Below are 18,390 nucleotides of genomic sequence, written 5' to 3' on the forward strand. Positions count from 1 at the left end.
TATTATATCATATTTTTATCTTTTTTTCAAGGAAAAAGATAAAAATAGAAAGTCGAAAATTGAGAGGTGAAAGTAGAATCGCCCATTCGGCTTCGCTCTGGGCAGGCTCTGCGGCGAAGAATTTTTATGGAGTTGAATTGTTGAGAAATGGTGATAAAATCAGTTTTTTAATTCTTTCAAGTGAGGAATAATTTTAAATGGCAAAAACTTCAGAGACAGGACAAATAAATATTAAACAAGCTCTTAACAAGGCTTTTAGAAAATTAAGACCAACCAGAGCAGAAATTGATACGCTAAAATCCAATCTCACAAAGCTTCTTAACGGAGTAACTCCAAAAGAATCAGAAGAATATCACAAGAACCTACTTAAAGATTTCCTGAAAGATACAGCTTTTTCAAATTGTTCTATCAACACAAAAGAAAGAATTGATCTTGTCATACATAACGGCAAAGAACCAACGTCAGATGTCGGAATTATCATAGAGGTAAAAGCTCCCAGCAATAAAAATGAAATGCCAACAACAGATAATCTCAATGCAAAAGCCACACAGGAGTTGTTGTTTTATTTTTTAAGGGAACGAATTACACATAAAAATCACGACATCAAACATCTCATCATTACCAACCTGTATGAATGGTTTATATTCGATGCAAAAAAAATTGACAAATTAGCAGACGATACGAAGCTTAAAAAACACTTTAAGGATTTTGATGAAGGCCGCTTGACTTTTGTTAAAACGGAATCGTTCTACAAGGAAATTATCAGCCCTGTATTAAAAGAAATGAATGGCAAAATCGAATTTGTTGCATTTGATATTCGAGAGTACAAAAAACATATTAAAGAGCAAACAGAAAGCGGAGATAAAAAATTAATCGAACTCCAAAAGATTTTATCATCAACACATTTACTCACAGAACGATTTATAAATGACAGCAATACTCTAAATGAGAAATTTTATAGTGAACTGCTGCATATAATCGGTCTGGAGGAATATCCGGAAGGCGGCAAAAAATTAATTAAACGACAATCAGAAAGAAATCGCGATGAAGACTCACTCATCGAAGCAGCTATTACGCAAATTTCTTCTTTAGATAAACTTACACAAATTAAAAATCCCGAACAGTATGGGAAAAATACAGAAGACAGGCTTTTTAACATAGCTTTAGAACTTGCAATTACATGGATAAACCGAATACTATTCCTGAAACTGTTGGAATCGCAAATTGTCAGCTATCATCAAAATAACAAAGAGTATCTTTTTCTTAATAAAGAAAAAGTAAAAGGTTATGATGATTTGAATGATTTGTTTTTTCAGGTGTTAGCTGTTGAAGTTAAAAACAGGCGAAAAGTAATTCACGAGAAATTCCCGAAAGTACCATATTTGAACAGTTCGCTGTTTGAGCCAACAGAGTTAGAACTTCAGACAGTTGTAATCAGCAATCTTCCGGATAATACAAATATTACTTTGTATAAAAAATCCGTTGTAAACGGCGGCGTCCAAAAACTTACAACTCTGGAGTACCTTTTTAAGTTTTTAGACGCATACGATTTTTCATCCGAAGGACGGGAAGAGGTAGTAGAGGAAAATAAGGCTCTTATTACCGCTTCTGTACTGGGTTTGATATTCGAAAAAATAAACGGTTACAAGGACGGTTCGTTTTTTACGCCGGGCTTTATCACAATGTATATGTGCAGGGAAGTGATACGCAGAGCTGTTGTGCAGAAATTTAAGGAACAGACCGATTTTAAGAGCGATGAGTTTGGCGATTTAATAAATTATACAAGTCGTGCCTATAAGCAAACGGACATCGACAAATATAATGGGATTATCAATTCGTTGAAAATTTGCGACCCTGCGGTCGGCAGCGGGCATTTTCTTGTTTCTGCTCTTAATGAGATTATCGCAGTGAAATCAGATTTAGGAATCCTTTGCGACAAAAATGGCAAACCAATTCGGGATTATCTGGTTGACGTTGAAAACGATGAATTGTTAATACTTGATCGTCATAATGAATTTTTCAAATATGACCCTGAAAACAGGGAAACTCAAACGATTCAGAAAACTCTTTTTCAGGAAAAACAGACTATCATTGAAAATTGCCTTTTTGGTGTAGATATCAATCCTAATTCAGTGAAAATCTGCCGGCTGCGTTTATGGATTGAGCTATTGAAAAACGCATATTATAAAGAGGACGGTGAACTTGAAACTCTTCCCAATATTGACATAAATATCAAATGCGGAAACTCTTTAGTAAGTTTTCTGCCAATCAATAGTGATATAAGAACAATTTTTGACGGGGATGTAAATTTACAACGGTATAAAGACAGCGTGGTACTTTATAAACATGCGGAAGATAAAAGCACAAGAGATAAAATGCGGGCGTTTATCAACAATACTAAAGAGAAATTTCGTGCACGCGCCCTTTATGCAAGCGCTAACACGAAAATGCTTAAAAAATTAGAAAAAGAATATAGCATATTAGTCGCTCCTCAATTTTTCAGTGAAACGGAAGATGAAAAAAAAGAAAAGGCCAAGAAGCTGGCTTTAAAAAAAGTACAGATTGACAAGTTAAAGGGGGAAATAGAAAAAAACATAATCGAAAAAGAAAATGAAAACGCTTTAGAATGGAGATATGAATTTCCCGAACTTTTAGACGAAAAGACCTCAAATTTTACAGGTTTTGATATTATCATAGGAAATCCGCCATACATAAAGGAAAATGATGACAAGACTATTTTTGACGGACTAAGAGATTTAGAAGTTTATAAGGGCAAAATGGATATTTGGTATTTGTTCTGCGGACTTGGTCTGGACTTGCTAAAAGATAATGCCTATATTTGTTTCATAGCAACAAACAATTGGACTACCAACTATGGCGCTAAAAAATTAAGAAATAAAATTGTTCGAGACAGCAAAATTATACAGTTAATAGATTTTAACGATTTTATGGTATTTGACGAGGCTTCCATTCAGACGATGATATTGCTGCTTAAAAAAGATAAAACCGCAGACAAGTACAATTTTGATTATAGAAAAATCATTGAAACAAGCGATAACTTTAAACCAACGGATATTTTAAACAAAAACAAAAATAATCCAAATATTATGTTAGTCTCGCCATTGTTCAATCGGGATGACATGATAGAACAAACTTTTACTTTTTCTGAAAAGAAAGATGACAACATATTAAAAAAAATAAAAGCCAATTCCAATTATATATTAAGCAAAAAAGAACTCATAAATGGGATACATTCGCATCATGATAAAGTAACCAAAAAAATGCTGAATAATTTAGGCAAAGGTACTAAAATTGGACAGGGAATCTTTGCACTAAAAATTGAAGAGTTAAAATCTTTAGGACTTATAAAAAAAGAACAAGAAGATTTGATTCGCCCTTACTATACCAGCAAACAACTGCATAAGTATTGGGCGAATCGAGAAAACGAGGAATGGATAATATATACCACTTCAGAGTTCAAAAATATTAAGAACATAAAGCCTTATCCCAACATACAGAACCATTTAGACAAATTTATGAGTGTGATAACTTCTGACAATAAACCTTATGGTCTGCATCGCGCAAGGGATGAAGAGTTTTTCAATGGTGAAAAAATAATAGCCGTGCGAAAAAGCCCCCATGAACCCGTTTTTACTTATACGGATTTTCCCTGTTATGTATCGGCAGCATTTTATTCTATTAAAACAGATAAAGTGAACATGAAATATTTAACAGCACTATTGAATAGCAAATTGATAAAATTCTGGTTAGACCATAAAGGCAAGAAACAAGGAAATAATTTCCAGGTGGATGCTGAACCATTGACCCAGATACCTTTAATGAAAATTTCAGGAAACGAACAGGAGCCGTTTATAGCATTGGTAGATGAGATATTGGCGATGAAAAATAAAGACCCTAAAGCGAATACGAGTGGGCTTGAGAAGCAAATTGATGAGATGGTCTATAAATTGTACGGCTTGACGGACGACGAGATAAAAATAGTTAAAAGTGAAAAGTAATATGCCCTGTTTCAGTGCATATTTACAAAATATGCACTAAAAAACGAAAATTTAGTGCATATAGATTATGAAAGCGTTCCGGGCGTCAGGTCTGGACTGGATAAAAAACGCCCCTAACGATTGGGCAAAAGAACGAATTTCAGATCCCCACCTTCGTGAGGACAAGTTTGAGATTTAAAATTTGAGAAACCATGACGAATACCAATCGCTGACAACTACTATTAACCCGGCGCTAACCCCGCTTCGCTTGGGGATCTGCCCTCTCTGATTTTTGCTTTCGATGTGCAAAAATCCTAAGGATTCGAGGGTTTCCACTTCGTTCCAACGCTTCACTCCGAGGACAGGTAGGACGGTTTGGACGAGACGAACCCTGCCATAGTCCCGCAAGGGGATTGTAATGATGGCAGGGCTAATGCGAAAAGGCCTCTAAAAAACCTTTGACCTGTCCGCCTAAAGTCATTATATTAACAGACTTAAAGCTATTGTAACACTTTAGCCGAGTGATCTTTTTGTTGTGTTGGTATGCAGAAAAAAAGGGACAGGCACAATTAGCCGCTAAAAACCGCGTCTAATTGAGCCAGTCCCCATTTTTCCGCAATCGGCTAAAGTGTTACAAGTTATTCAGTTCTTTCAAATGGAGCGCTCGAAATGCACAAAGATAAATTTGTTTCAGAAGGTATAACTTTTGATGACTGTTTGCTCATCCCAGCCAAGAGCGATTTCGTGCCTTCACAAGCCGATACGTCCACAAGACTTACAAACAATATAAACATTAACATCCCGATAGTTTCCGCCGCGATGGACACCGTTACTGAATCTGCGCTGGCAATCGCGCTGGCACAGGAGGGCGGAATCGGAATTATCCACAAGAATCTGAACGTCGAAGCCCAGTGCAGGGAAGTGATAAAAGTCAAGAGAAGCGAAAACGGCGTTGTGCTCGACCCTGTTATTTTAAGTTCGGAGCAGACCGTCCGACAGGCTCGCGAGGTTATGACCGAGCAGAATGTCTCTGGTATTCCGATTATTGACGGCAAAAAACTCGTCGGCATTCTGACGCACCGTGATTTGAAATTCCTGCGTGACGACAGTGTTACGATTAACGATGTAATGACAAAAGATGTTGTTAAGGCTCCCGCCGATACAACACTCGAACAGGCAAAAGATATTCTGCAAAAGCATAAGGTTGAAAAGCTGTTGCTTGTCAATGACAGGGGCGAACTTGCCGGCCTGATTACAATGCGTGATATCGACCGTTATCAGAAATATCCTAATGCCGTCAGAGACAGCCGAGGCAGATTAAGAGTTGGTGCCGCAGTCGGCGTTAAGGATTTTGAAAGAATCGAAGCGCTCATTAGCGCGGAAGTTGACGTAATTGTCGTCGATACCGCTCACGGCCATTCGCAAAATGTTATCGATACCGTAAAAGAAATTAAGAAAAACCATAATATAGATGTTATCGCAGGCAACATTGCCACCGCTGATGCCGCAAGAGAATTAATAGATGCAGGCGTTAATGCTATCAAGGTCGGCATTGGTCCCGGTGCGATTTGCACTACGCGAATCGTCAGCGGCGTTGGTGTGCCGCAGATTTCAGCGATTATGAATTGTGCCGAAGTCGGCGACAAGCACGGAATCCCGATTATAGCCGATGGCGGCATAAGATTTTCCGGCGATATTTCAAAGGCGATTGCCGCCGGTGCTTCGAGTGTTATGCTTGGTTCGCTTTTGGCAGGCCTTGCTGAAAGTCCGGGTACGCTTGTCATTTACAAAGGCAGACAGTTCAAGGAGTATCGCGGAATGGGTTCGCTTGGTGCGATGGTCAAGGGTTCTGCCGACAGATACGGCCAAAAGGGCGTTACGCAAAAGGAAAAACTTGTGCCGGAAGGCGTTGAGGGCAGGGTGCCTTATCGCGGAATGTTGAGTGATTTTGTTTATCAGTTGGTTGGCGGTTTGAGAGCGGGAATGGGTTATTGCGGAGCTCCGACGATTGAGCAGTTGCGGAAGAACGCGAAGTTTGTCAGAGTCAGCGCATCGGCCATGAGCGAATCGCATCCGCACGACATTCTGATTACAAAAGAAGCGCCTAACTATTCTATGCGTGATATGATTGAAAACTAAAAAAGTCCCGCGAAGCGGTTCAAAAAATATTAGGTAAAATTAGTGTATATTCGTGTTAATTCGTGGTTCTAATTATCTATGTCAAATGAAACTATAGTTATAATTGACTTCGGCAGCCAATATGGTCAGCTCATTGCACGTCGAGTTCGCGAACATAATGTATATTCTGTAATCAAACAGCCGTCTGTAAAAATTGACGAGCTTAAGAAAATCGAGAACCTTAAAGGCATAATTCTCTCTGGCGGCCCGGCAAGTGTTTATGCACCGAATGCGCCAACAACCGACGCGAAAATTTTCGAGCTTGGCGTCCCGATTTTAGGGATATGTTATGGAATGCAGTGGGGCTGTAAAACCCTCGGCTCGAAAATTCACAAAGCCGACCGCAGAGAATACGGCAGGGCACAAATCGCTATAACAGACAATAATGATTTGTTCTCCGGCATAAGCGAAAGCACTACTGTTTGGATGAGTCACGGCGACCAGGCTGAAAGTTTGAGCGGGGATTTTGAAATACTTGCGAAAACAAATACCTGTCCGTATGCCGCGGTAAGGAACAAAGGCAAAAAGTTCTACGGCCTGCAGTTCCATCCCGAAGTAAGCCACACGCCGCAGGGCAATACGATAATGAAAAACTTCCTCTACGGAGTTTGCAAATGCACCGGCGATTGGCAGATGAAGGATTTCACCGAGCAGATGGTTGAGAAAATTCGTCAGCAGGCCAAAACCGGCACAGTAATCTGCGGCCTTTCCGGCGGCGTTGATTCTGCTGTTACCGCTGCGATTGTTCACAAGGCAATCGGCGACAGGCTCAAATGTATATTTGTGGATAATGGTCTGCTTCGCAAAAACGAACGTCAGCAGGTTGAAGATACTTTTAAAAATCATTTTCATATCGATTTGCACGTCGTTGACTGGAGCAAACAATTTCTTACAAAACTCAAAGGCGTAACAGACCCGCAGAAAAAACGCATAATCATCGGCCACGAATTTATTGAGGCGTTCAAATCGGAAGCGAACAAAATTTCTGATGCGAAATTTCTCGCACAGGGCACGCTCTATCCCGACGTGATTGAATCAGGAAGCAAGGATGGCAATCTTGCCGCGAATATAAAATTGCACCATAACGTCGGCGGCCTGCCGAAAGAGCTTGGCTTTGAATTGGTCGAGCCGCTGCGTGATTTGTTCAAGGATGAAGTCAGACTTGTCGGTGAATATTTGGGATTGCCGGAACATATCGTTTGGCGGCATCCGTTCCCCGGCCCCGGCCTTGCCGTGAGAATTATCGGCGAAATCACAGAAGACAGACTTCGTGTTCTGCGTGACGCCGATGAGATTTTGATTGACGAAATCAAAGCCGCGGATTTATATAGAAAGGTTTCACAGACTCTTGCCGTTCTGGTTCCTGTTGCAACTGTTGGCGTTATGGGCGATGAGCGGAGTTACGATAATGTTATTGCTATTCGTTCGGTCGATACAACAGACTTTATGACCGCTGATTTTTCGAGAATACCATATGATGTACTCGGCCTTATTTCGAGCAGAATTATAAATGAAGTGCGAGGTATAAACCGTGTCGTGTATGACATAAGTTCTAAACCTCCGGCCACAATTGAATGGGAATAAAAAAATGGATTTCAAATGCAGAATTTCAGCTTTTGGATTTTTGTTTTTAATTTGTGTTTTTGCTTTACCTGTCTTTTCGATTGACGTCAACGACGTCAACAAAACGCCTCTTGCCACCGGCCTTATCAAGCAGGATGCCAAGGCGTATGTCGGCGTTTGTTGGGACGATGCGAAGAAAACTTTCCTTGATAAAAATAATCTTATGCTGTTGCTCCTTGCCGGCGGCGGAAGTATCGCGTTTCGTGAAACGGGAATAGACGACCGCGCCGCAGACCATTTTGAAGAAAACGGCAGGATGTCCAAAACTTTGGATAATTTTACGGACATTGCCGGCAGTCCGGGTACTCACTTTGCCGCGACGGGTATATGGTATTTGATGGCGGCTAATAAAAAGGATGATGTGAATCTCCAGCGAAGCTGGATAATGCTGCGTGCATTAAGTGTTACCGGTGCAACGACTCTTGCGCTCAAGGCCTCGGTTCGCGACCACACTCCAAACGACAAATCGTGGGCATGGCCCAGCGGCCACACGTCAAGTTCGTTTACGGTAGCTGCGGTGTTGGATGAGTTTTACGGCCCTAAAATCGGTATTCCCGCGTATATGGGCGCTGGCTTTGTCGGTTACAGAATGATGGAATCCGGCGACCACTGGGCAAGCGATGTTTTATTCGGTGGTGTTTTGGGGTATGTTGTTGGGCACGCCGTTGCAGGCAAGAACAAGGAATTGGCGATTGGCGATTTTAAAATCCAGCCGATGACTACACACCTTCACGATAGTCCCGTAGCCGGTGTTGCTTTTGAAAAACGCTTTTAGTTGTTTGTTTAGCCGTCTCCGACACGGAGACGAAGCAATCTCTGTTGTTTATTTCAAACTTGACGTCCAGAGGTTGGCAAGAACCACACCTATTTGCATTGCGACTTTTACAGCAAACGGCCGGTTGGTCTTTTTTGTCATCTTTTTATTTTGTGTTTTGTCTTTTGGATTTTTTGAAACATACACAAACGCCGGCGGCAAATTGAACGGCACGAATTTTATTTCAACATCATGAAAATATTTTTTCAGTTTTGGTTTCAGAAAAGGTGTATACTGAAACTGAACATATTTTTTCGCTCTGCCTGATATCGCGATGATTTTATCTCTTTGTGTTTTGTCAAAAATTCCCAGCGGCAGACTCGACAGTACGCAATCGTAATTTTCCATAGTTCTGCTGTAATTCCGCACATCATCATTGACGATTTGCAGTCTGTGGTCGTTTATTTTTTTTAAATCTTCGCAGAATTTCGGATTGATTTCAAGACAGGTCAGCTTGCCATGTTTTGGAAGCTGCCGCAGTATTTCTTTAGTCACAGACCCTGTCCCCGGCCCGAATTCGACAACGTTGGTAGCGCTGCCGATTTGTTCTGCCATTGTGCGTGCCAGAAAGCCCGAGCTTTCAGCAACTGCCCCTACCTGTTTAGGGTGTTTTATAAACTCTTTTACAAATTTTATAAATCTCATATTCTTAGCTGATAGTAAAAATCTCTATTGTTCTGTTATATTTTATCAAAACAATTTCATTTTGCACGGTCTATTTAGGCTTTCTCGACAATACTAATACGTCCTAAAATAACGCCTGTTGCAACATTAAAAAGAGTTATTTGTGGAAATATTAAGTAAATACAGGCCTTTTAATGTTTTAATCTTTCTATATATCGGACTTTCTTTCCGGATTTATTTTGACTCGATTGGGCTGGCTTTGATATAATGAACTCTTTGTTATACTTTATAAGTAAGAGTATACATTTCCTTTTGCAAACCGTTAGCCCTAACGGTTCATCACGGCAGGGATGTTAAACCAAGCCGAGAAAGAATTTCATTATGTTTAACTTTGGGAAAAGATTGTATAGTTACATTACAGCTCCATCTTCTGCTGCGGTATATTCCCCGCGTTTTGGCGGCGCGTATGCGGACTATCGAATGCCTTTGTCAGTTGATTCAGGCTCGAAGTTTTGTATTCTGCTGATTGTTGCCGCGATTGTTTACAGCGGCATACTCACTATGGAGGAATTCAAATCTTTTGTCGATGATATGCGAAACACACATTCAGGCGCGATGTATCTGAATGCGATACGAATGTTGATGTACGTCAGCGTTTCTGTTTTTATCTGGCGTTTGGTTCTTGTACTTCGTTACAGACCCGCTCCGACACTTAGCGATGCCAAGCTGCCGAAAATTACGGTAATTGTTCCGGCGTACAATGAAGGCAAATGTGTTTTAAAAACTCTCCGCAGCGTTTTGAAAAGCGATTATCCAGCCGACAAGATGCAGATTATTGCGGTTAACGACGGCAGCAAAGACGACACGCTCCAGTGGATGCAGATAGCTGTCGATACGTCGGACGGCAGAATTGAACTGATAAATTTCCCGCAGAACCGCGGCAAGCGCCACGCTATTTATGAAGGCGTTCGCGCAGGCAAGGGTTCGGTTATTATAACAATCGACAGCGATTCGATTATTGAGCATCAGACTCTTCGTCGTCTGGTCAGTCCGTTTGCCGACCCGCAGGTTGGCGCGGTTGCCGGCAATGTCCGCGTTTTAAACCGCAGAGACGGCATTATTCCGAAAATGCTCGAAGTTTCATTTGCGTACAGTTTTGATTTCATCCGCGCAAGCCAGAGTATGGTAAATTCTGTTTTCTGTACGCCCGGCGCTTTGAGCGCATATCGCAAGAAGGCGATTATAAAAGATTTGAACACCTGGCGTGATCAGACATTCTTAGGCAAACCAGCGACGATTGGCGAAGACCGCGCGATTACCAACTTGGTGTTGAAGAATGGTTACGATGTAAGATACCAGTCCAATTCGATGGTTTACACGATTGCTCCGACAGATTACAAGCAGCTATGCAAAATGTTCCTTCGCTGGGCTCGCAGTAATGTTCGTGAAACTTTTGTTATGGGTGAATTTATTTTCAAAAAGTTCCGCAAAGGTTCGCGTTATGGTGCAATCATTAATTTTATAATGTCAATACTGGTTATGATAATTCCGCAGGCGATTATCGGCGCTGTTATGTGTGCGATGTTTATGAACCCGCAGATTTACATTTCGCAGGTCGCGCTGGGCACGGTTTTAGCTTCGACGGTTCCGGTTATTTTCTATTCGATTCGCCACAGAAATTCAGATGCCCTTTGGGCGTATGCTTACGGTCTGTTTTGGCTCGTCGCGTTATGGTGGATTACGCCGTGGTCGATAATTACGATGGGCAACGGCAAATGGCTTACAAGAGAACTGCCGCAAACTCGTCAGGACATTATCACAAGAATTTCAATTTTCCTCGGCCTAAAAGCCGCTTAAAAATGTCATCCTCGCGAATGCGGGGATCCAATTTGTTATTTAAACCCCGTCTTTAAGGCGGGGTTTTTTATTTAATATTGTCGAACGCAGCTTTTGCTAATTGTGAATTATCATGGCTCAAACAGAATATTCCCACATAAACAGTTTGCCCAAGTTGCGGCAATTCAACAGTCATAAATTTTTCCCACGGTTCATTGCCTTTGCAGTGATAGGACTCTATGACATTTCCTTTGCGCACGAGTTTTAAGTTGATGCCCGGAAAATCATGTCCCAGATGGCCGTGTGTTTTGACATATTCGCCTTTGTTGAATCTGCTGATAAATTCCAGCTCGCCGGCAGGCCTTGCCGCGAGCAATGAGAAGACAGAATCGTCAGTTAAGTCGTCGCGAATCATAATGCCGGCCTTTGCGAACATGTGCGTGAATGTAAGTTCGTCAATAGTCGCGGAAAATTCGCAATCGCCAGTCATTTTTTTGTACACGAATCGACATTGGTCGTTGGCCAGATAAATATCCGCTCCGCAGCCGTAGAGGTCGATTTTTTTATCTGAATAAACTTTCTGTCCGCCTGCGATTGAAGTTTTAATATCGATTGCGTCCCAGCCGATGAGTTTATCAGCAAATGACGCCGATGTGATTGGTTTTGCAGGCGGAGGCGGGTCTGCCAAAGGCGGCAGGGGTTCTTTTTGCGTGAGATATTTTTCTAAATCCTCATAGTAGGCATAATCAGAAGAGAAAAATTCAAAATATTTTTCGATTTCGTTTATGTCTGCCGTTCTGAAGTCTATCCATGGCTGCGGTAGTTTATTTGTTACCATTTCCCAATAGCCTCTGCGTTTTTCGTCGGGAACTGTGATTATTTTATATGCCCACATCGTCGCGGCCCAGTTGTATTGTGCGTATGTGTCATAATGCCTGCGCATCATTTCCGCTCCGCCCGCTCCGGTGTAAACAACATTAAACTCGCCCATAAAAAACGGAACATTCAAATCTTTTGCTTCATTGTTTATTTCCGCAAGAGATGATTTTAGAAATCTCGTCTGATTGTCGCGTGTCGGCGGTCCGCCGTCAAATATTCCCGGATACCGATGCAGCGAATACGCGACATTTTCCCAGCCGTGTTCCCGCGGACTTCCGAGCTCTTTTAAGGATTCGTGTCCCTGTATGAAAATTATATGTTCGCTGTCAATGCTTCGTATCGCTTTGTAAATCGCTTCGAACGCCTCGATTTGTTTCTGCATCGGCGCTCCCCATGGTTCGTTCAGCAAATCGTAGCCCGCAACGCAGCCGCGATTTTTATATCTTTGCGCAATCTGTTGCCAAAGCCAACAGGTTCTTTTTAAATAATTTGGGTCAGACCAGAATTTGTTATAATTATCTCTGCCGCAGTGTCCCATATTGCTTTGACATCCTGCCGCTCCGTGCAGACAGAGTATTGTATAAATTCCATGCTTTTGTGCTGAGTCGATGGCGTAATCGAGCCATTTGAACGCGTCGGTTTTTAGCTGCATTGGATTATTATCGTCTTCCAGGAGCTGATAATAAAACGGCAGTCGAGCGCAATTCATATTGAAAGACTTGATTGTTTCGAAATCACGAGTGTTAATCCAGTTCGCTCTGAACAAATCCATCAGGCGATTTTTCTCCTGTTCGCCGAATCGCTGCTGCAAGGTCAGCTCGAACATATACTGGTCGTGAATTTTATCGTCGTAGAGGTGCATCATCCACGTTTCCATCATCAGCCAGTTGCCAAGATTTGTGCCTTTGAGAATTACGGTGTTATTGCCGTCGGTGATTGATGTGCCCTTTGCTTTGAGAGCGGGCAGACCTGCGAATGATAACGAAGCAAAAAATAGTACGATAGTTATGTACTTGATTTTACTTTTCATTGTTCCTCCTGATTTTGCTATTGATTAATCAAAAGCGTTTGAATTGAATGTGGCGGACTGACCAATTTTGCGGACAGATTTTTAATTTTCAGACAGAAATCTATTTTTCCTTCCGACCTGTTCATAACTACTGCCGCGATAATTCCGTTTTGATTTTGAATGGCCGTCGCTTCGAGTTTGCCGCTCTTTGTATCGCATTGAATCCTCACAGCGCCCGGCCGAATAAATTTGCTGAAATGGCCGAGATAGTAATACGAACTGTTAAAGCGTATTTGGTTTGTGGTTTTGTCGGCGATAACAGGCGCATCGCATAAATTGTTTGCATGGTTAGGCCCACCCGTTTCGTCGAGCACCATATTCCAGTCGACCCAGCCGACAGACCAGTTATTTAAATCGCCGATAATAGAATGGCCGTAAACTTCTCCGCTTTTCCATTCGCCGGGCTTGATGCCGCCTTCACGGCAGCCTTCGGTAGCAAGAAGATGCTTGTCCGGAAAGAACTGATGTACTTTCGCCAGATTTTCAAAAAATGTGCCCGCGTACCAGTGAAATCCGACGCCCCAAACGAATTTAGCCGCCTGCGGGTCGGACAGAATTGTCGAAATCCTGTCAACGAGTATATCCTTATTATGATCCCAGACGATAATCTTAATATGCGGCAATCCCTGCTCTGTGAGCGCAGGCCCAAGATAAAATTTCAGAAAATCTCGTTCTTCGCTGTTGGAATACAAACACGAATCCCATCGCTGATGCGCATCCGGCTCGTTCTGTACTGTTACCGCCCAGATTGGAATTCCCGCTTCCATATATGCTTTGATATATCTCGCGAAGTACAGTGCCCATGCGTTTCTGCATTCCGGTTTGAGTTTTCCGCCGTCGTTCATTTTTCCGTTTGTCTTCATCCACGCAGGCGGACTCCACGGCGAGGCGAATAATTTGAAACCGTTTTTGGAAACCTGCATCGCGCCTTTTATGAATGGTATCAATAGTTTTTTGTCGTGCTCGATACTGAAATTCTCAAGCTGATAATCGTCAGGCGTGTCGTCGAAAGAATAATTGCCGAGGCTGAAATCGCAGCTGTTGATATGTGTTCTGCAAAGACTGTAACCGATTCCTTCCTTGTCGTCGAAGTAGGCTTTGATAACTTTTTCCCGCAGTTCGCAATTTATTTGCGAAAGCGCATAAGCGCCCGCTTCAGTAAATGCGCCGCCGAAACCTTCGATTAATTGAAATGTTTTTGAGGTATTAAGTTCGATGCAATCGGCAGCCGATTCGCCGATATTTTTTTCGGTTAGCTGTGCTGTGCCGTTGTCCGACAAAAGACATTCCGAGTTTTTGGCGGTAAGGATTATTTTTATGAAATTTTGCCCTATATTATTCATCCGGTTTTCTTTTTTGGTTATTATCAACGCAATTACCTCAATAAACCATCATTTTATTATTTTTGTGTTGCTTTATTAAAAACCGGTTGCTATTATAGAATAATGCGTTTTACAGTCAAGTAAAAATTGACTTTGCCGGCGGTTTTTTGTAAGATAAAGGTATATGAAGCGATTTACAGAAAATTGGGGGAAATTTTTGAAGCCATTCCAACCTTATATAATGGTATCTGTCTTACTCAATTTTTATTTTATAGATGCTTCGTATGCCAATCTGTTATTGAACTCCGGTTTTGAACAGGGCACTAACAGTCCGTGGAATGAGCAGACGCTGCCGACTTACTGGTATAAAACTACGAATGGCGGATGGTCAGCGTGGAAGAACACCGCCGCGAGTGTCGGCGCAACCGGAAACAATTTCGTCAATACCGGTGCCTGGTATTCCGGCGAATATGTTCGCTGGTACCAGAATGTCAATATAAGTACCGGCAGTTTTTACACATTGAGTGTCGATGCCAGAACAGAAGACTGGGGCACTTCGGATTGTAAACCAAACGGTGCATTGCTTATTCAATGGAAAAATTCATCAGGTACCCAAATCGGCAGTATTCAAAGACTTGAACTTTTCAACGGCACAATAAATACATCGTGGTCACGTTACAGTTTTACCGCTCAATCGCCCGCCGGTGCCGTTACCGCCGCGTTTATGCTCGAAGGCTCTTCGTGCGGAACGATTATGTATGACCAGGCCGCCGTTGCGCAGGATTGCGATTTCGATAATAACTGTTGGGTCAATATGTGTGATTTTAATACATTCGCGAAAAAATGGGAAACAACAGATAGTAATGTTGATTTGACCGGCGATAATTTTGTCAGCGTTGAGGATTTGAAAATATTCGCCGATGAATGGCTTAATTTTTATGAACCTGCCGATGAGGGGCTGACGCTGACAATAACCGATTCGACAACATATCAGCAAATCGACGGTTTTGGAGCGTCGCTTACGGATTCATCTGCGTATTTGCTTTATTATTCTCTCACAGCGCAGAAGCGTGCGGAAGTTCTGACGGATTTATTTGATTCCAATACAGGTATCGGGTTGAGTTATCTGCGTCAGCCGATGGGAACATCTGATTTTCGCAGACGCGCGGATTATACTTATGATGAGATTCCCGCGTCAGCGTCGAGCGATTACAATCTTCAGCAGTTCTCAATCGCCGCCGACACGACTTATATAACTCCTGTTCTGCTCGAAGTGTTGGCGATAAATCCAGACATCAAGGTTATGGGCAGTCCATGGAGTCCGCCCAGATGGATGAAGACGAGCAATTCGCTTATCGGCGGTTCGCTGACCGATAGCGACGATGTTTACAATACATACGCGAATTATTTCGTGAAATATGTCCAGGCGTACGCAAATCTCGGCATCGATATTTACGCGGTTACTCTGCAAAATGAACCGTTATATGAACCGGGCGATTATCCCGGAATGTCTATGAGTGCTGCCGAGCAGATAAGGCTTATTAAATTAGTCGGCCCGAAGTTTGCCGCCGCCGGGATAACAACGAAAATTTTCTGCTACGACCACAACTGGGACAACACCACTTATCCGCTTGCGGTATTGGCGGATTCTACTGCAAGAAGCTATCTCGCCGGCACAGCGTTCCACGGTTACAGCGGAGATGTTACGGCGCAAAGCACAGTACATTACGTTTACACCGGCAAGGATATTTACTATACCGAATGGTCGGACGGCGAATGGAACGATAGTGGTTTTGCCGATAGTCTGATTAATAATTCCGAAACAATTGTCAATGTTCTGCGCAACTGGTCGAAAACTTTTATAAAATGGAATCTTGCGCTCGACCAGAATAACGGCCCGAAAATCTCCGGCGGCTGCGATACCTGTTACGGCGTTGTTACTGTGAATACATCGACCGGCGAAGTTATGCCGCGTCCGCAGTATTATAGTCTCGGACAGGTAAGCAAATTTGTTCGGCCCGGCGCGTACAGAATATCTTCAACTGCTTCGGTTGGTTCAGGAATTAAAAATGTTGCGTTCACTAATCCCGATGGCACGCGAGTATGTATGGCGGTCAATACGGACACATCGGCGCACAATTTGAAAATTGTCTGGAACGGCCAATATTTAATTTACACGCTGCCCGCCAAATCTGTTGCGACATTTATTTGGCCGAATCAGTCAAACGCATCTGTTCAGGTATGGATGACCACAGGCGACGAAACAAAACTTCTCGCAGAACAAACGCCGGTTCAATTCCACAATTAACGCTGTTTATCCTTTTAAGCCTGTAAGTGAAATGCCCTCGATGAACGCTTTTTGCGCGAAGAAATAAATAATGATTATCGGCAGCACAATCAGACTTGACGCCGCCATAAGATAATTCCAGTATGTCCCGCCGTGCTGACTCTGGAAAAATTGCAGCCCCAGTGCAAGTGTATATGTATCTTCACGAGTCAAATAAACCAGCGGCCCAAGAAAATCATTCCACGATGCGATAAACTGAAACAGCGCGACTACCAGCAGGATAGGTTTTGACAAAGGCAAAATTACGCGAATTAAAATTCCAAGCTCGCTGCATCCGTCGATTTTCGCGGCCTCGGTTAATTCAGTCGGAATTGTGCGGAAAAATTGTCTCATCAGAAAGATGTTAAATGCCGCTGCGCCGAACGATGGAATCCACAATGGTTTCAAACTTCCAATCCAGCCGAGCTTGCCGAATACCACAAACAGCGGCGCCATTATAACCGGAAACGGAATCATCATTGTCGCCAGCACGCAGTAAAACAGCACATCTCTGCCTTTCCACTGAATCCTCGCGAATCCGTAAGCCACCAGCGTTGACGAAACGAGAGTGCCGATAACAGTAAGAACGCAGACAATCAGAGTGTTTTTCGCGTATTTCCAAAACGGAATCGCTGTTGTCGCCTCTTTGTAATTGCTCCACATAAATTTGGAAGGCATGATTGTCGGCGGAATTTTTGTTGTCTCCGCCAGCGGCTTGAGCGCAGTCGAAAGCATCCAGACAAGCGGGAACATAAACGCTATTGCGCCGATTATCAATATCGTATGTGTCGATATCGAAGAAACAATTTTTTGTTTCTTGTGTGATACAGGTTTTATGGAATTATTTTTCAGCATAGTAAACTTTGCTCGCCGTCATTTTGGTTACGATAAAGGTAACTGCCAGAATTATTATAAACAGTAGAACCGCCATTGCGCCGGCGTATCCCATTTTCAAAAAACTGAACGCGTTGTCAAACAGATACATTGTGTAATAATAGGTGCTTCGTGCCGGCCCGCCCGATGTCATAATATAGGGCACAGCGAAAACCTGCAAACAGCCGATGATGCCGAGGATAAGATTGAAATAAATCACCGGCGAAATCATTGGCAGCGTTATATGTCGAACTTTTGAAAACCATCCCGCTCCGTCAATCTCCGCCGCTTCGTAAAGACTTCTCGGCACATCCTGCAGTGCAGCGAGATAAATAACGATTGAACCGCCCACGCCCCATATTCCCGTAAGTACTATCGAAGGCGTTGCCCACATTGTCGAGCCGAGCCAGTTAGGCCCCGGAATACCGAATAGACCGAGGAAATAATTTAGAATACCGTTTTCGCCGTTGAACATCCATTTCCATAGTATCGCCAGCGCAACCATCGGTACCAGTGATGGCAGAAAATAAATTGTTCTGAAAATGCCGCGTCCCAAAATTTTCTGATTCAGAAGTATCGCGAAAAACAGCGAAACAATCATCGACAGCGGAATCGCCATAATAGTATAGAGGCCTGTGCTGACGATTGATTTTAGAAACACTTCGTCGTGGAAAAGATTGCTGTAATTTTTCAGCCCGACAAAAATCGGCGGGTTCAGCACATCATACTGACAGAAGCTGTAGTAGATGCTCTTGTATATTGGATAAATCTGGAAAACAGAAAATCCGACTATCCACGGCGAGATAAAAAGCAGTCCCTTGAGCAGGTTTTCAGTATTTTTCTTCAAA

General features: G+C 42.6%; 11 protein-coding genes. 6 read left to right on the forward strand and 5 right to left on the reverse strand.

All coding sequences use genetic code 11. From position 1 onward, the window contains the following. Nucleotides 1-197 precede the first annotated feature (197 nt). The 4 genes from LLF92_02355 (at nucleotide 198) to LLF92_02370 (ending at nucleotide 8,574) form a co-directional block, all read left to right on the forward strand. Nucleotides 198-4,019 carry an Eco57I restriction-modification methylase domain-containing protein gene (locus tag LLF92_02355; protein MCE5339959.1) on the forward strand — a complete coding sequence of 1,274 codons (3,822 nt, stop codon included), beginning with the start codon at nucleotides 198-200 and terminating at the stop codon, nucleotides 4,017-4,019. A gap of 648 nt (nucleotides 4,020-4,667) precedes the next feature. Continuing rightward, nucleotides 4,668-6,137 (forward strand): IMP dehydrogenase, encoded by a 1,470-nt coding sequence (gene guaB / locus LLF92_02360; protein MCE5339960.1) that lies wholly within the window; start codon nucleotides 4,668-4,670, stop codon nucleotides 6,135-6,137. Nucleotides 6,138-6,215: 78 nt separating this feature from the next. Then, nucleotides 6,216-7,760, forward strand: coding sequence for a glutamine-hydrolyzing GMP synthase (gene guaA, locus LLF92_02365; protein ID MCE5339961.1), 1,545 nt, complete (start codon nucleotides 6,216-6,218; stop codon nucleotides 7,758-7,760). Nucleotides 7,761-7,764: 4 nt separating this feature from the next. Beyond that, on the forward strand, nucleotides 7,765-8,574 hold the full coding sequence (locus LLF92_02370; protein MCE5339962.1) for a phosphatase PAP2 family protein: 810 nt from the start codon (nucleotides 7,765-7,767) through the stop codon (nucleotides 8,572-8,574). Between the two features lie 48 nt (nucleotides 8,575-8,622). Here LLF92_02370 and LLF92_02375 read toward each other — a convergent pair whose 3' ends face one another. After that, nucleotides 8,623-9,258: a methyltransferase domain-containing protein gene (locus LLF92_02375; GenBank protein ID MCE5339963.1), complete on the reverse strand. Its 636-nt coding sequence runs from the start codon at nucleotides 9,256-9,258 to the stop codon at nucleotides 8,623-8,625. Between the two features lie 360 nt (nucleotides 9,259-9,618). Here LLF92_02375 and LLF92_02380 point away from each other — a divergent pair, with 360 nt between their 5' ends. Further along, nucleotides 9,619-11,094 carry a glycosyltransferase gene (locus LLF92_02380; GenBank protein ID MCE5339964.1) on the forward strand — a complete coding sequence of 492 codons (1,476 nt, stop codon included), beginning with the start codon at nucleotides 9,619-9,621 and terminating at the stop codon, nucleotides 11,092-11,094. A 67-nt stretch (nucleotides 11,095-11,161) separates the two neighbouring features. Here LLF92_02380 and LLF92_02385 read toward each other — a convergent pair whose 3' ends face one another. Both LLF92_02385 and LLF92_02390 read right to left on the reverse strand, forming a co-directional pair. Continuing rightward, nucleotides 11,162-12,982 (reverse strand): glycoside hydrolase family 5 protein, encoded by a 1,821-nt coding sequence (locus LLF92_02385; GenBank protein ID MCE5339965.1) that lies wholly within the window; start codon nucleotides 12,980-12,982, stop codon nucleotides 11,162-11,164. A 17-nt stretch (nucleotides 12,983-12,999) separates the two neighbouring features. Then, nucleotides 13,000-14,364 (reverse strand): hypothetical protein, encoded by a 1,365-nt coding sequence (locus tag LLF92_02390; GenBank protein MCE5339966.1) that lies wholly within the window; start codon nucleotides 14,362-14,364, stop codon nucleotides 13,000-13,002. A gap of 196 nt (nucleotides 14,365-14,560) precedes the next feature. On the opposite strand from LLF92_02390, the gene LLF92_02395 reads away from it, so the two are divergent. Next, nucleotides 14,561-16,651 (forward strand): hypothetical protein, encoded by a 2,091-nt coding sequence (locus tag LLF92_02395; protein MCE5339967.1) that lies wholly within the window; start codon nucleotides 14,561-14,563, stop codon nucleotides 16,649-16,651. Nucleotides 16,652-16,657: 6 nt separating this feature from the next. Here LLF92_02395 and LLF92_02400 read toward each other — a convergent pair whose 3' ends face one another. Both LLF92_02400 and LLF92_02405 read right to left on the reverse strand, forming a co-directional pair. Further along, nucleotides 16,658-17,524, reverse strand: a complete 867-nt coding sequence (locus LLF92_02400; GenBank protein MCE5339968.1) for a carbohydrate ABC transporter permease — start codon at nucleotides 17,522-17,524, stop codon at nucleotides 16,658-16,660. Continuing rightward, nucleotides 17,511-18,389 (reverse strand): sugar ABC transporter permease, encoded by an 879-nt coding sequence (locus LLF92_02405; protein MCE5339969.1) that lies wholly within the window; start codon nucleotides 18,387-18,389, stop codon nucleotides 17,511-17,513. The genes LLF92_02400 and LLF92_02405 overlap by 14 nt, the downstream gene beginning before the upstream one ends. Nucleotide 18,390 lies beyond the last annotated feature (1 nt).

This window comes from Planctomycetaceae bacterium (assembly GCA_021371795.1).
GTDB lineage: Bacteria > Planctomycetota > Phycisphaerae > Sedimentisphaerales > UBA12454 > UBA12454.